This window comes from Bacillus sp. ISO11, assembly GCF_003458115.1.
Taxonomy (GTDB): Bacteria; Bacillota; Bacilli; order Bacillales; family Bacillaceae_G; genus Bacillus_A; species Bacillus_A cereus.
In genome coordinates, this window is record NZ_QXCO01000001.1 from 150,416 (window position 1) to 165,745 (window position 15,330).

A 15,330-nucleotide genomic window follows, 5' to 3' on the forward strand; every position below is an offset into this window, starting at 1 on the left:
CGTGCTTTTTTACTAGATTAACTTAAAAATACTCTTAATTTGTCTAGCAAATAACCAATTTTTCGTACCGTAGTTATCATTTAAACTATCTAAATTAATAGATTGTCCGTTAGCAAACTTTAATTCTAACGTAGTATTTTTGTCATTTGTTTTTAAATTACTATTTGTAATGGCATCATACTTTAATTTTTCAATCTCAACATATTCGTCTTTTTCTTGTCCAATCACGACATGGTCTTGAAAGAAGAAAAATACTTCTACTTTTTTACCGAAACAAAATACATTTTTCGTATAAATTAATGTCGCGTTATCAAGTCCGACACATACTTCTTTCATTTCTTCCACAACGTGTCCAAAGTCTTCTTCATGTCTTGCATTTGATTCAGCAATCCATTCTTCGATTGTTTTCATGTTAATTGCCATACTGCGCCCCCTGGTTCGTTCATTGCTTCGTTTAAAAAATAAATACTATATGAAAATATAAGCGATACGTAATATGATTTCAAGGGGGAACGGTATATTCAAAATAAAATGAAACTTTATTTACTCCCTCATTGTAAAAAAAATAGCACTTTAAAAAGTGCTATTCCGCTCTCCTTGCCGCTTGTTGAATTGGGTCCCACACGCTGTTATATGGTGGTGCATAACTTAAGTCGACATCTTCTAAATCGTGAATACTCATTTTATTGAAAAGCGCCATTGCGATCACATCAATCCGTTTATCTACCCCTTCTTCTCCAATTACTTGCCCGCCCAATAATTGTTTCGTATCGGAGCGATATAGTAATTTCAAATAAAGTGGTTTTGCATTTGGATAATAGCCCGCCATATTTGTAGAATCTACTTTGACCGTTTTATACGGAATGTGTAGCCCTTTTGCTTCTTTTTCATTTAACCCTGTTCTTGCGAGTGTCAAATCCATAAATTTAATAATGCCTGTGCCTAACGTACCTTTAAAAGCTCTTCGTTTATCAAGCATATTCAGTCCAGCAAGTCGCCCTTGCTTATTGGCAGTCGTTCCGAGCGGGATATGATCATGAATTTCCTTTATAACGTGGTAATGTGTTGCGCAATCACCGGCTGCATATACGTCTTGCACATTTGTTTGCATATATGCATTTACTTCGATTGCTCCTTTATGATTCTTACGTATATTTGTCCCTTCAAGAAAATCAGTATTTGGCTTCACTCCAACCGACACTAAAACAAGATCTGCTTTATACGTACCTTTATCCGTTTCGATTGCTTCTACTCGTTCATTTCCTTTAAACGCTTTTACATTTTCATTCGTTAAAATTTCAATAGTGTGTTTATCTGCTTCTTTATGTATATATTCAGCCATATCTGCATCATAAATCGTACCGATATGATCATTTCGCTCAATCATTCTTACTTTCTTACCAAGTTCGACGAATGTTTCTGCCATTTCCAGTCCGATTGCACCACCGCCAATAATAGTTACATCTTCAACTTTATTCGTTTCTAGCGTTTTTAATATACGTTCAGCATCCGGAATTGTTTTTAAAAGATGAACGCCTTGTAATTCCCGTCCTTCCCATTCCGGCATAACAGGACGTACCCCGGTCGCAATTAATAATCGATCGTACGAAAATTCAAAGACATCTTTCGTCTTTGTATGCTCTGCGTACACCATTTTCTTTTCCGTATCTACTTTCGTTACTTCATGACGCACTTTCGCATCAATTCCATATTTCTCACGAAACGTCTTCACGTTGCGCGCGATTAACTTTTCAGTTGAAGCGATAGCACCACTAATGACATACGGTAATCCACACTGAGCATACGAATAAATCTCACCTTTTTCTAAAGTTACAACATTTGCATTTTCATCGTTTCTAACAATTTGCATCGCTGCACTCATACCAGCTGCATCTCCGCCAATAATGACATAGTTCACTTTACCACTCCTTCTTTTTTACATACTCTTTACGTTTTCCATATTTTATAGAAATAACACCTACTTCCATTGTAAAGAAAGAGAATTTCATCTTCAAATTTGGTGCACAAACTTATGTATGAATAGGTAACTGTCGTGTCTTATAAACAACATGTTTAATATGCTATAACAGTAACTATTGAAAGTAGGTGAAACATACATGTGCGCTGGTCTTCTCGCTCAGTTTCCAGAGGAACCGAAAGAACCGAAAGCCGCCCTCCCGCTTGAACAAGAATTTACCATTAATGCAACATTATACAGTGCTCGCGCTTGGTTATCAGACAATGACACTTTCTCTCAAACTATTTGGAAAGCTACCCGCTTCGCTTCTGCATCACACGCTCGCAAGGCCATCTTCCCAGTCGGTACTGTTAAAATTGTAAATGTTTCTGATGATACAATAACGGTTACGATATCATCAGAATCAAAAGATGCTCTTAAAATAATCGTCCCTCCACATTCTGAAGCTGCTTTAACGTCTAGTTCTTTATCTGATGTGCAAGCCAGTACATCAGGAGGGGCAAGTAAAGTCACATTTCTCTTTCATATCTTTTTCTCTAGGGAACCTGCTCCAGCCAAATAACGATAGAAAAGGTACAGCAATATACACTGTACCTTTTTCAAGCGCTCTATTCTCTTGATTTGATTAGTTCAATATTATAAGTTTCGATATCTGTTAACGTTCCTTTAAAATAAGGATTTTCTCTATACCAAGGCTGTTTTGCAAAATATGCTTGCATATCTTTCGTTTGAAAAATATGTCCATGCCTTGCATATATTTCATTTCTAGCAATTTTCAACTGCTCTTTCGATAAATATGTTAAATCTGCGCTCGTTAATTTTCGAATATCACTATCAGGAAAGATGAAACCATTATATACATACCCAGTCGCGGGCGTTGGAGTAACATTATAAACAACTGTTTTTTCTGTACTTTTCTTTTGAAATGGAAGATTATAAGACGAAAGTGCCGTTACCGTCTCTACTTTTGTCGTTTCTCGTCCACTTTCTCCATTTCGTTCTAAATAAACCGTCGCACTTCCATCAGTCGCTACAGGCCCCCATGTAATTTCTTCTCCTGCCAGCGCTGTAACCGGTTTTTGATTTACATACAATGTTGCACCAGGCGCGTTCGTTTGAACTGTAATATATTGACCTTGCAACGTTAAATCTATCGTTACGTTATTTTGGCTTTGTTTCATAAGTACAACCTTTTCCTCACGAGATAATTTTACGTAGTCATTTTTATACTCTGATTGAAACACTTGATTTCCCGGAAGAAATGGCCCATATTGCTTCTCAAACTTTTTGTCATCTGTCTTATCAATTTCTTTTCCGTTCATTTTTAACGATACGTCTTTTTCATTTGTAAGCAAAGTTGTATAGTACGTCTTTGCTTTCAATTTATATCGATCAAATATAAAGAAATACTTTCCGTCTTTCGTTAATGAAAAATCAGCTTTTTCTATTCCGTCCCGTTGTTTTTCACCTTGTCTCAAATATTGTTTTAATTCATTTACGTAAGATGGATTTTCTTTTATATATGAAAATAGAGGCGTTACACTCTCTCTCGTTATCATAACCGATGGATCATCTGCCGTAACGATCTCACCTCTCTTGTAAAATCGTAATTATCCGGTCTACTTGTGCCACCTGCGTATAATACGACGATCCGTACAAATACAATCCAATAATTGCTATAACAAATAGCGCTAACAGTGTAATGCCAACTTTTGCACCACCGCTAATGTTCTTCTTTACTACAGAACGTCTCCTCTTCGTCCCGCAGTTTTGACAAAATTGCACACCATCTTCAAACTGAATTCCGCACTTTGTACATACATTCATCCAGTCAACCACCTTTTCATTAGAAGCCAGTTATTCCCTGTGTTAAGGCTTGAATTATCGTGCTAATGTAAGACCAAAGTACAATGAATGTTGCAATTCCAATTAAAACATTTGCAATAATAAGTGTGTAAACGAGATCTAATCCGTCATTGTCTAGCTTTAATACGGCTACAGTTATACTAATCCCTATATAAGTTGCAGCTACCGATAATAATATCGGTAAGAAAAAAATTAATAAGAAACTAAAAAGAAAAGAAAGGACTAATATGACAATAGCCGGCGTCGCTATCGTTCCCCACATACCGAATACTTCAAGAAACGAAAAAGATGATTTCATCATCTTACCACTTACAAAAATAATAAATCCGACAAATAAAGTTAAAATTAATAAAAAGAAAAAGACCGTTATAGATTCTCCAAAAAACGTGGGAGTAGATATATCTGGTGCAAATGTTCTCGTAACTGCTGATGCTGCACTCATCATTCTATAAAAAATACATGCTCCTAAAAAACAAATAAGAACAAGACTTACAATTCCATTTCGTACTTCAATAGCGCCGCTTTGCATAATCGCTGTCGGTGCTTGTAATGCATGTTTAAAAAATTGAAAATAGCCGCTCGCAAACCGCTTCGCTTGCTCTACCGTTTCATTTTGCCGAGCTTCCTTTGCTTGTGCCGCACGTGCTTGTTCCGGCCCTTCTTCTTGGCCACTACTTGCCACTACTTCTTCCGTTAACGAATGTCCACAATTCCCGCAAAATTTTGCCTCCGCTGCATTTTCTGTATGACATGACGGACATTTCATTCTCTTATCCCTCCTTAAGGATATACCGTATAGGGTGTTACAAATTCAATATATGAATTTGTACATAAAACATGACTACAAGAAAAAGATTCTGAAATCCTTCTTCCGAAAGAAAATATATGTGCTAGTAATCTTGAAAAAAAATGCTATTATGAAACAGAACAAATAACATTTTTAGCAGATTGGATGAAAGACAATGGAATTGGTAAACTCAATTTTTCAAATACTCCTTACAAGCGTAATCCAATTATTTTCTTTAATTGGCGTTATCATTGTAATTGGATTTTTATTAGGATATTTAGAATCTCTCACACGCATGTATTGGTCGAGAGCTTTTGGAAGAAAAGGATTCCTATTAACGGCTTGGATTGGTGTTCCTATTCACGAACTTGGACATGCCATTATGTGCGTGCTGTTCCGTCATAAGATTGTAGCAACGCAGTTCTTCCCGACAGATACAAGCCAAGGGGCTTTAGGTTACGTACAACATCAATACAATCAAAAAAGTGTGTATCAACGGATTGGGAATTTCTTCATCGGCATTGGGCCTATTATTTCTGGTATTACTGCACTAATCCTTTTAATGCGCTATTTCGTACCAGAATCATATTTTTTATTTAATACAACTCTCGAAAAAACGATTGCTTCTACTTCTATTAATGTAGAAATGATCCAAAACATGCTCTTGTCGACGTTTGTATTATTGAAAAGCTTATTTACAATCGGCAATTTATTGAATCCTTCCTTTTGGTTATTTTTATTTATCGCCATTTGCATTTCCGCACATATCGCTTTAAGTAAACCAGACATTAAAGGATCAATAGACGGTGTTATCGTCATGTTTATCGTTTTATTTTTATTCAACATCATCGCGGGACTGTTTCAATACGACAGTAACCAGCTAATTGGACAGGTTATGAAATATAATATGTATCTCATTGCGTTTTCTAGTGTAGCACTGCTTTTCTCTTGTATTTCTACACTTGTTAGTTTTTCGTTTTATAAAATAAGAAGAGGGCGTTCTTTTTAAACGCCCTCTTCTTATTAATTATTCCCCTTATAATCACAATGCTCAACCGGAACACGAGCATGCCCCTCTTCATCGGTACACCATGACTGTGATTGGAATGCAAGAAAGATACCAATCCATTCTTCTTCCTTTTCAAAGTGAATGAGTATTCCTCCGTCTTGCCATATGCCATCATCACCTTGCCATTTTTCTACATTCCCTTGATTCATATGAATATCATGTATACCGTTTCCTGGTTTGAAATGAAAATAGGAATCTGGTGTATTTTCTTCTGGTCCCCATCTTTCGCCAAACGCGTAAATAATTGCTTTTTCTTCTATCGCTCGTTTTATATAACGTTCTATTTTTTCATTTAAATCATTATCTGCTCCTGCTTTTTCGGGAGGTAAAGGAATCATTTGATTTGAGTCAAATAGATTTCCTCTTATATAATCTAAAGCTACTTTCGGTTCATTGTTTTTTATTTCTGTAAAACCGAATGGTAATGTCGGTAAAATATGAATCGCCTCTGACTTAATATTGTTACTCGCAAAATATAAAACTTCTGATGGATAACTTTGTGACTTTACGTTAATTGCAATACGATAATCTACTCCTGTCTCGCCCTGTAAATGAACTTGATAATGAGGTGTTTTCCCTTTTCCAATCTTTGATTGTATAACTGTACCTTTTAACACACCGTAGTTTTTTAGGGGCATACATTTCATCTCCTATTCATCTAGTAGAAGCTATTCATATTTAAATCATTATCCACTCATAAAAAAAATCCTCCTATGTTAGGAGGATTTTTAATTTCTCAACATATACCAAACAATAACTTCTACCACTACAAGCAAAACCGCACCAAAGATCATTAACGTCGTCTTCTTTAATAGTTCATTTTCACGGTAAGGGATATTACATAAGTAAGCACCTAGTGTAATCCGTGATGGACAAGCGATTGTCGCTACTGATGATGCGGTGTTTTGAAGTGTTGTGACATATTGCCACGGGAGTGTTACGTTTTGTGCGGTTTGCATTTGTAGTTTTATAAACATTGCATTTGATCCTGCGTTACTACCTGTTAAAAATCCACCAATAGCGCCAATAAACGGAGCAACGAAAACGAAAAAGGTTCCAAATGTTTCACCAGCTGTCTTTGCGAGTAATGAATGCATGCCTGATGCACCCATTAGTTCTGAAATGGCGATAAACATTGTCGTCGTAATAGCAAATGGAATCCATTGTTTAATCGTTTGTGAGAGTGATTGTTTAATAATATTAGACGGGATGCGGAAGAAAATAATAGTAAATAAGCAAGTCATACCGAGCCAAAATCCTGGTGAATATAGTAACTCTAGTTTGTAAGAGTATGATTTCAAATCAAGAACCGCATATGATTTGAACAAATCATGTAATGCTGGAACGAGGCGAGAAAGTAAAATACAAACTGTTAGAAATATATAAGGGCTAATAATTTTTATAATGGATACTTCTCTCTCCGTTGCAGCCGCATGTTCTGTTATAAGATTTTGCCCACTTTTTCCTTTTAATTTAATGATAAAAAAGCCAAAGGTAATCGTAACGATAGAACTTAATATCCCGGCTAGTTCAACACTTACGTACGCATTAGAAAGATAGATTCCGAGAGAAAATAATAGAAAGAACCCTACTCCTTCTTTCCACTTTTCTATAACCGCTTGCCAGCCGCCAACAACGTGTAAAGAAAGAATAACGAAGTAAGCAAACATCGGAATACTTAATAGCGCTGTATTTGTGCCAAGTGTTGTAAGAGGCATATTTATTAGCTGCGAACCGATAATCGTACCAGTTGCCATTGCGCCCCATGAACTAGCTAGTAAGCCGATGAATGAGAGTAGTACAGCTTGAAATGGTTTATATCCTAGTGAAAGAAAAATAGGTGCTGCAACCATAAAGCCAATACCGAATCCACTTACTGATTCAATAAGCGGGCAAATGCCAAAACACATAAGCAGCATTTGTAATAAGCGATCCTGAGTAACTGCTTCTAGAAAACGTGCTACTTGATCGATGTACCCCATTTTGTTCATGAGGTGAAATAAAAAAATACCGAAAAATAAAACGTACCCGACAATAAAACAAATTAACCATCCTTTAATCGTTGCGTGCACAGTTTCACTTATCCCTAATTGAAACATTGGCGAGAGTAAAACAATTCCAACAGACACAGCATAAGAAATTAACGAGGACCTTAATGACGTTTGTTTAAATAAAAATAAACAAATGAAAATCATCATAATTGGGATAAGTGCCAACAATATGGCCATGTTATCATCTCTTTTCATTAAAAATACAATTTTTAACTATTATATAACAGATGACATAATTTTCAATTGTTTTTACAACAGATTCAAAAAAGGAACCAAACGGCTCCTTTTTATTCACTCCCATTTTCTATTATCCTGAAAAACTGTCTGCTTTCCGACTATTTCTTTCAACACAACAAACACAATGTAAGTACATATTGCTTGCAATATAATATTCCAAAATTTCATTAATGCAAATGAATGAATCCGTAGAAATAATTCGTTTAATAATACAATCGAAACGATACTAAATAATTCTATACTAATCGAAAATAGACATATTTCTAAAATAGACTGTTCTTGAATGCGATTTAAATTGGAAAAGATGAATACATACCCTAAAAATAGAGCCATTAACTCTATTTTCGTCATGCTAATGAGCCAAGCGTATAGCGGTACAGTTAAAAATAGATATAGTAGTTTACGTCTTAGCATGCCTTCTCACCCTCTGAATTATATGTATTTTCTGTATATTTTAACATTTATTACGCAAAACAAAAAGAAGAGACTACGCCTCTTCTTTTTGTTTTGTTGCATATATTAATTCACATATTTCTTCTTGCTTTTCATTTTCTAAAAGCTCAATGATCTTACTTCCAACGACAACTCCGTCGCATATTGTAATTATTTCTTCTACATGTTCCTTTGTTGAAATACCAAATCCTGCGACTACTGGTAAGTTGACGTGTGATTTTACTTTTTCTAAGTAACTATGAATCTCCTCTTTAAAGTTTTGACGTACTCCCGTTACGCCCGCTACTGTAACAGCATAAACGAACCCTTCTGATTCACTCGTAATTTTTTCAATTCTTTCAATAGGACTCGTTACGGTAACGAGTGGAATGAGCGCAATGTTTGCCTCTCGAAGTAACGGCGCAATAATATTTTGTTCTTCATACGGTAAGTCTGGAACAATAATACCATCCACACCGGCCTCTAAGCACTTCTCTACAAATCGTTCTTTTCCGAATGCAAGTACTGGATTTAAATATGTCATGAGTACAAAGGGCATTTGTACTTCTTTCCTTACCTCTGCTAACGCTTGAAAAATGCCTTTTAATGTTACGCCGCTATCTAGCGCTCGCTTTCCTGCTCTTTGAATCGTTGGGCCATCCGCGACTGGATCTGAAAACGGAATACCAATTTCAACGATGCTTGCTCCAGCTTCATCTAGAAAACGAATTCTTTCTTTTAATTTTTCAAGGCCGCCATCTCCGCCCATTACATACGGAATAAATGCTTTCTTGCCATTTTCAAACGCTGCTTTAATTTTTTCTACTCCCATTTTTTACACCTCTTCCATATAACGTTTTATACTCTCTACATCTTTATCCCCGCGGCCTGATAAACAAATGACAAGCCCTTCGTCTGTCTTCATTTGCGGCGCTAATTTTAATGCGTATGCGACAGCATGTGAACTTTCTAACGCCGGGATAATGCCTTCTTTTTTCGTTAATAATTGAAATGCTTCTAATGCTTCTTCGTCTGTTATCGACTGATAAGAAACGCGGCCAATATCTTTTAGCAAACTATGTTCTGGACCAACACCTGGATAATCAAGTCCTGCTGAAATAGAGTGTGCTTCTTGAATTTGCCCTTCTTCATTTTGCAGAAGATACATCATTGATCCGTGCAGGACACCAACGCTTCCTTTCGTTAAAGTTGCTGCATGCTTTTCTGTATGAACGCCTTTTCCAGCTGCTTCTACGCCGTAAAGAGCAACTTCTTCATCGTGTACGAACGGATAAAACATCCCCATTGCATTACTACCACCTCCAATACAAGCAACGACTGCTTCTGGTAACTTTCCTTCTAACGCCTCATATTGTTTTTTCGTTTCATTTCCAATTACACTTTGGAAATCACGTACAATTTGCGGGAATGGATGTGGTCCGAGAACAGATCCCATAATGTAGTGCGTATCATGCACATGTGAAACCCAGTAACGAAGCGCCTCGTTTACCGCATCTTTTAATGTACCGCTACCTGCCGCTACACTTTCTACTTTCGCTCCGAGTAATTCCATTCGGAACACATTTAATTTTTGACGTCTCACATCTTCTTCTCCCATAAAGATGACGCATTCTAATCCGAGTAGAGCACATACAGTAGCTGTTGCCACTCCGTGTTGCCCAGCTCCTGTTTCAGCGACAACTTTTTTCTTGCCCATTCGTACTGCAAGTAGTGCCTGACCGATTGTATTGTTAATTTTATGAGCTCCTGTATGGTTCAAATCTTCACGTTTTAAATAAATTTTTGCACCGCCGCAATACTTCGTCATATTATCAGCATAATATAGCGGTGTTTCTCTTCCGACGTACGTTTTTAAATAATGATTTAATTCCTTTTGAAACGCCTCATCTTGCATCGCTTCTTTATATGCTTCTTCTAGTTCTAGTACAGATTGCATTAACGTTTCTGGAACGTATCGTCCTCCGTATATACCGTAATGTCCTTTTTCATCTGGATATGCGTAGTTCATTTGGAACACTCCTTCGCTTTTATAATAAATTGTTTTATTTTCTCTACATCTTTCTTTCCTTCTGTCTCTACTCCGCTGCTCACATCGACCATATATGGCCGAACAGTTCGAATTGCTTCTTCTATATTAAGAGCGTTTAATCCACCAGCTAATATCGTTTTCTCTCGCAACTCTTTTGGCATATGTGTGAGTAGTTCCCATGAAAAATTCTTTCCATTTCCACCGTGAAACTTTTCTTTTGGGCTATCAAACAATATATAATCCGTTTCATATGCTTGAGCGTTTTTCATATCGGCCTCTGAAGTTACTCCGAGAGCTTTTATAGACCGAATATTCAATCTCTTAATTTGATGATTATCTTCATCCCCATGTAGTTGCACATGCGTTAACCCGCATTCATCTGCAATTTTCTGGATTACCTCTACTGATTCATTTACGAAAACACCAACCTTTAACACGTGTGCCGGAAGTTCCGTAATAATTTCTTTCGCCTGCTCCAGAGTAATTTTCCGTTTACTTTCTGCAAAAACAAATCCGAGTGCATCTGCTCCGTATTCGCAAGCACGTTTTGCTGTTTCCATATCAGTGATGCCGCAAATTTTCACTTTCATATGTTCACCTTACAATCTTCAAAAAAGGTACGAATAGAAGATGATGTCATAAGCGCTTCCCCAACTAATACACCTTTTGCTCCTGCTTTTTTAACACGAATAATATCCTCTTTTGAATGAATCCCGCTTTCGCTAATCCAAAGTAATTTCTCCTCATTTAATCGTTTCCCGAGCTTTTCCGTTTGGTTTAAATCCACTTCAAACGTTTTTAAATTACGGTTGTTAATACCGATAACGTGCGGATTTAATACAATCGCAATTTCTAATTCCTGCTCATCATGAACTTCAACAATTGCTTCTAATCCTTTTTCTAGTACGTAACTATACAGCTCTTTTAACTTCTCTTCCGTTAACGCCGCTACGATTAGTAAAATAATATCTGCGCCAGCTTCATACGCTCTATCAATTTGAATTTTATCAATTATGAAATCTTTGCATAAAAGCGGAATGTTACTTTCTTCTCTCGCCGTTTGTAAATCATGAAACGATCCTTTAAAAAACTGACCGTCTGTTAAAACAGAAACTGCTCCTGCGCCGCATTCTTCATATGTTTTTACTTGTTTTCGTACATCAACGTGTAAATTGATATCTCCTTTTGATGGTGATGCTCGCTTTACTTCTGCAATGACAGTAAACTGCTGTAACGCTTCTACAAGTGAATGTGTCTTTCTTTTTGCTTTTACTGGTGTATATATTTCATATAACTCCGTAACTTCCTTTTTCTTCTGTTCTACAATTTTATCTAAAATCGTCCCCACTTTAGTTCACCCTTTCTAATTTTTCGTTGCTTGCTGCAATTAATAAGTTTAATTTGGTTAATGCTTTTCCAGAATCGATGCTATGTGCCGCGAGTTTAATTCCTTCTTCAATCGTTTCCGTTTTTCCATTTGCGAAAAGAGCTAGACCTGCATTTAATAAAACGGTATCGCGGTAAACACTCTTTTCTCCGCTCAATACGCCGACTGTAATCTTTGCATTTTCTTTCGAATCCCCGCCTCTAATCTCTTCATTGTTCACTATTGAGAAACCGTATTTCTCAGGTTCAATACTCGTTTCAACTATTTCATTATCTTTTAAAATGACAACGTGATTTTCCCCTTGTAATGATGCTTCATCTAAAAAACCACTTCCATTTACGACAAGCGCTTGTTTCCGGCCTAACTTTTGTAATACTTGTGCAACTGGTAATAACATATCTCGTTTATAAATACCGACAAATTGTGTTTCTAAATTCACTGGATTTGTTAAAGGGCCAATTAAGTTAAAGATCGTCGGTACGTTTAATTCTTTTCTTATTTTCATAATGCGCCTTAGTGCTGGATGCATCGCTGGTGCAAATAAAAATGCAATACCTACATGCTCTAGTAAATAATCAATTTCGCTTGGCGTACTGCTAATATTTACACCGAGTTCTTCTAATAAGTCTGCACTTCCTGTTTTACTAGAAACAGCACGATTACCATGTTTTGCAACCTTTACACCTGCTCCTGCCAGTACGAATGCTGATGTTGTGCTAATATTAAACGTTTGAGCACCATCGCCACCCGTCCCGCAATTATCCATTGCTCCTTGTATATGGTTCGAAAACGGCAATGCCTTTTCGCGAAGAGCTCGAACGAGACCGTATATTTCTTCTGCAGTTTCACCTTTCGCTTTCAGTAAGACTAAGAAAGCTGCAATTTCACTTTCTAATATGTTTTCACTTAATAAAAGTAATCCTGCTTTATACATTTCCTCTTCTGTTAAATGTTGACCCTCAACTAATTTACGAAGATAGTTATTCATACTCTTTCCTCCTCTTTTACTTCTGTTAAAAAGGCACGTATTAACTTTCCGCCTTCTTCTGTTGCGATTGATTCCGGATGAAACTGTAATCCGAAGAGCGGATAATAATTGTGACGGACTGCCATTATTTCTCCGTCGTCCATCGCTGTCGCTAATATGTCAAAACACTCTGGCAAGCTCGTTTGCTCTGCAACAAGGGAATGATAGCGCATTGCCGTTAACGGCTGTGTAGCGTATGAAAAGATTGACATTCCGTTATGTTTCACACGCGATGTTTTTCCATGTTTAATACGTTCTGCTCTAACAATGTCTCCTCCAAATGCAGCTATGATCGCTTGGTGGCCAAGACAAATCCCTAATATGGGAACGTTCTTATAAAAATGACGGATGACGTCGATACAAATGCCAGCATCCTCTGGTTTTCCTGGTCCTGGTGAAAGTACAATTCCTCTTGGATTCATCTCTTCTAACTGTTCTATCGTTATTTCATCATTTCTTACAACTACAATTTCTTCTTCATGTTCGCCTAACAGTTGATACAAGTTATATGTGAACGAATCGTAATTATCGATAAGTACAATCATTTCATTACCTCCAAAAGCGCTCTCGCTTTATTTAATGTTTCTTCATATTCAGCTACTGGATCTGAATCGTAAACGACTCCTGCTCCTGCTTGAACGTATGCTTTTTCATCCTTTACGACCATCGTTCGAATGGCGAGCGCCATATCAAGATTTCCTGAAAAACTAACGTATCCAACTGCACCAGCGTATACATTTCTTTTTTCATTCTCTAGTTCATTTATAATTTCCATCGCTCTAATTTTCGGAGCTCCAGAAACCGTCCCTGCTGGTAAGCAATACGCTAACGCATCAAATCCGCCCATTTGTTTTCGCAATGTTCCGTAAACTTCAGATACAATGTGCATAACGTGAGAGTATTTTTCTACTTTCATATATTTATCTATCGTAACCGAGCCGATTTCGCTCACTCTACCAATATCGTTTCGCCCAAGATCTACAAGCATCATATGCTCTGCTCGCTCTTTCTCATTGCCTAACAGTTCTTTTGCGATTTCCTCGTCTTCCCTCTTCGTTTTCCCCCTCGGCCTTGTACCAGCAATTGGATTCGTCATCACTTTATCCTCCCTTACTGATAGTAAACTTTCCGGCGAAGAACCGAGTACAACATAATCTTGAAAATCGATATAGAACATATATGGTGATGGATTTGCAATTCGAAGTTTTCGGTATAACCCGAATGGATCCCCAATACATTCACTTTGTAAACGCTGTGATAGTACGACTTGGAATATGTCTCCCGCTCTTATATATTCTTTCGCCATTTCTACCATCTCACAAAACTCTTTTTCCGTTATAGAAGAAGTAAATGATAATGTGGATTGTATTGCATTTACTTCAGCTTCTTCTCCTTGTAGCACTTCCTCTTTGTATACTCGCATCCTTTCGTATACTTCCTCATAATCTGCTGAATCATCTTCCCTGCATACATATACAAACGACAACTTTTGGCGTAAATGATCGTAAACGATAAACTCACGATATAGTAAAAGATGTACTTCCGGAATATTTAATGGGTCGTGTAAATCCGCTCCAATGTTTTCATACTGCCGAATGACATCATATCCAATATAACCAACTGCTCCTCCGCAAAATGGAAATGGACTGTCTACTTGTGATGGTGCGATTACTTCTTCTAACACTTGCAGTACGTTACCTTGTAACTTTTCTGCCCGGCCGTAAATCGTTCGTTCCACTTCCGTACCAACGCTTTTCACTTCTCCATAAGGATTACATCCTAAGTAAGAATAACGCCCTTTATCTTGATGAAGCTGTGAACTTTCTAATAAGAATTTCTTCTTCCCTTTCATACGTCTATATAAAGAAATTGGCGTAATGCTATCTCCTTCTTCTTCAGTGATTACTAAAAATGTCTTTCTCTCTCTTTTTTGTTTTATAAATTCTTCTTTCGTCATCATGTCCTTCACCTCGCCCTGAAAAATAAAAAAGTCCTCTACATATCGAAAATATGTAGAGGACGATAAATATACCGCGGTACCACCTCGTGTTGGATGCAAAAGCATCCCGCTTTGTTCAGGTACAAAATTTATACCTTATCCTTGTAACGGCGGAACCCGGGTTGCCTACTGAAAATAATTGTTCAGCATACCTCTCGTAAGCCCATTCCGTATATGGCACCGTACCGGGCTCCCACCTATTCCCGGCTCTCTGTAACGTCTCCAATATACGTACTCTTCTTACTTAAACGATTTCATTTATTTAATTTTTTATACACAAAAAGGGAGTACTCATCCTATAGAAAGGACGGGTACTCCCGTGGTGCCACCTTAATTCGTTACAAATGTAACGCACTTTACCGTATCAAAAACAATACGTGTCTCTTGTATCGATGAGATCATGTCGCCAAAGCCTACTTCTTTCGTTTCGGTTTGGAAGCTCCGAAG

General features: G+C 37.2%; 15 protein-coding genes, 1 pseudogene and 2 other annotated features (1 of these 18 running past the window's edge). Of the genes and pseudogenes, 2 read left to right on the forward strand and 14 right to left on the reverse strand.

Translation table 11 applies throughout. The features are described 5' to 3' along the window. Window positions 1-12: 12 nt before the first annotated feature. On the reverse strand, window positions 13-423 hold the full coding sequence (locus tag D1166_RS00805) for a DUF3908 family protein (RefSeq protein WP_000996782.1): 411 nt from the start codon (window positions 421-423) through the stop codon (window positions 13-15). Between the two features lie 160 nt (window positions 424-583). Beyond that, complete coding sequence (locus D1166_RS00810) at window positions 584-1,918, reverse strand: CoA-disulfide reductase (RefSeq protein WP_001110240.1); 1,335 nt, start codon at window positions 1,916-1,918, stop codon at window positions 584-586. A gap of 199 nt (window positions 1,919-2,117) precedes the next feature. Here D1166_RS00810 and D1166_RS00815 point away from each other — a divergent pair, with 199 nt between their 5' ends. Further along, a complete protein-coding gene (locus tag D1166_RS00815; RefSeq protein WP_000332393.1) occupies window positions 2,118-2,540 on the forward strand; it encodes a hypothetical protein in 423 nt (140 codons plus the stop codon). A 46-nt stretch (window positions 2,541-2,586) separates the two neighbouring features. On the opposite strand, the pseudogene D1166_RS00820 reads toward D1166_RS00815, so the two are convergent. Together D1166_RS00820 and D1166_RS00825 are read right to left on the reverse strand one after the other, a co-directional pair. Continuing rightward, window positions 2,587-3,805 (reverse strand): annotated as a pseudogene (locus tag D1166_RS00820) (TcaA 3rd/4th domain-containing protein). 19 nt (window positions 3,806-3,824) lie between these two features. Next, on the reverse strand, window positions 3,825-4,610 hold the full coding sequence (locus D1166_RS00825; RefSeq protein WP_000650089.1) for a zinc ribbon domain-containing protein: 786 nt from the start codon (window positions 4,608-4,610) through the stop codon (window positions 3,825-3,827). 196 nt (window positions 4,611-4,806) lie between these two features. Here D1166_RS00825 and D1166_RS00830 point away from each other — a divergent pair, with 196 nt between their 5' ends. Continuing rightward, window positions 4,807-5,640, forward strand: a complete 834-nt coding sequence (locus D1166_RS00830; RefSeq protein ID WP_047385758.1) for a hypothetical protein — start codon at window positions 4,807-4,809, stop codon at window positions 5,638-5,640. 14 nt (window positions 5,641-5,654) lie between these two features. Here the strand turns inward: D1166_RS00830 and D1166_RS00835 are convergent, their stop codons facing one another. From D1166_RS00835 to trpE, 10 genes are all read right to left on the reverse strand, one after another. Next, a complete protein-coding gene (locus D1166_RS00835) occupies window positions 5,655-6,338 on the reverse strand; it encodes a DUF2278 family protein (RefSeq protein WP_001128603.1) in 684 nt (227 codons plus the stop codon). A 90-nt stretch (window positions 6,339-6,428) separates the two neighbouring features. After that, on the reverse strand, window positions 6,429-7,928 hold the full coding sequence (locus D1166_RS00840; RefSeq protein WP_000996241.1) for an L-lactate permease: 1,500 nt from the start codon (window positions 7,926-7,928) through the stop codon (window positions 6,429-6,431). A gap of 114 nt (window positions 7,929-8,042) precedes the next feature. Beyond that, complete coding sequence (locus D1166_RS00845) at window positions 8,043-8,402, reverse strand: DUF4029 domain-containing protein (RefSeq protein WP_000946130.1); 360 nt, start codon at window positions 8,400-8,402, stop codon at window positions 8,043-8,045. Window positions 8,403-8,475: 73 nt separating this feature from the next. Beyond that, complete coding sequence (gene trpA, locus D1166_RS00850; protein WP_000537827.1) at window positions 8,476-9,252, reverse strand: tryptophan synthase subunit alpha; 777 nt, start codon at window positions 9,250-9,252, stop codon at window positions 8,476-8,478. Window positions 9,253-9,255: 3 nt separating this feature from the next. Next, window positions 9,256-10,449, reverse strand: coding sequence for a tryptophan synthase subunit beta (gene trpB / locus D1166_RS00855; RefSeq protein WP_030024043.1), 1,194 nt, complete (start codon window positions 10,447-10,449; stop codon window positions 9,256-9,258). Beyond that, on the reverse strand, window positions 10,446-11,060 hold the full coding sequence (locus tag D1166_RS00860) for a phosphoribosylanthranilate isomerase (RefSeq protein WP_074626144.1): 615 nt from the start codon (window positions 11,058-11,060) through the stop codon (window positions 10,446-10,448). Before D1166_RS00860 ends, trpB begins: the two co-directional genes overlap by 4 nt. Then, window positions 11,057-11,818 (reverse strand): indole-3-glycerol phosphate synthase TrpC, encoded by a 762-nt coding sequence (gene trpC / locus D1166_RS00865; RefSeq protein WP_097855586.1) that lies wholly within the window; start codon window positions 11,816-11,818, stop codon window positions 11,057-11,059. Before trpC ends, D1166_RS00860 begins: the two co-directional genes overlap by 4 nt. Before the next feature lies 1 nt (window position 11,819). Then, a complete protein-coding gene (trpD, locus tag D1166_RS00870; protein WP_030024037.1) occupies window positions 11,820-12,845 on the reverse strand; it encodes an anthranilate phosphoribosyltransferase in 1,026 nt (341 codons plus the stop codon). Then, complete coding sequence (locus tag D1166_RS00875) at window positions 12,842-13,429, reverse strand: aminodeoxychorismate/anthranilate synthase component II (RefSeq protein WP_000636317.1); 588 nt, start codon at window positions 13,427-13,429, stop codon at window positions 12,842-12,844. Before D1166_RS00875 ends, trpD begins: the two co-directional genes overlap by 4 nt. Further along, window positions 13,426-14,844 (reverse strand): anthranilate synthase component I, encoded by a 1,419-nt coding sequence (trpE, locus tag D1166_RS00880; protein WP_118043228.1) that lies wholly within the window; start codon window positions 14,842-14,844, stop codon window positions 13,426-13,428. Before trpE ends, D1166_RS00875 begins: the two co-directional genes overlap by 4 nt. 52 nt (window positions 14,845-14,896) lie before the next feature. After that, window positions 14,897-15,141, reverse strand: a binding site (T-box leader). Between the two features lie 42 nt (window positions 15,142-15,183). After that, window positions 15,184-15,330: a binding site (T-box leader), on the reverse strand (it continues 91 nt past the right edge of the window).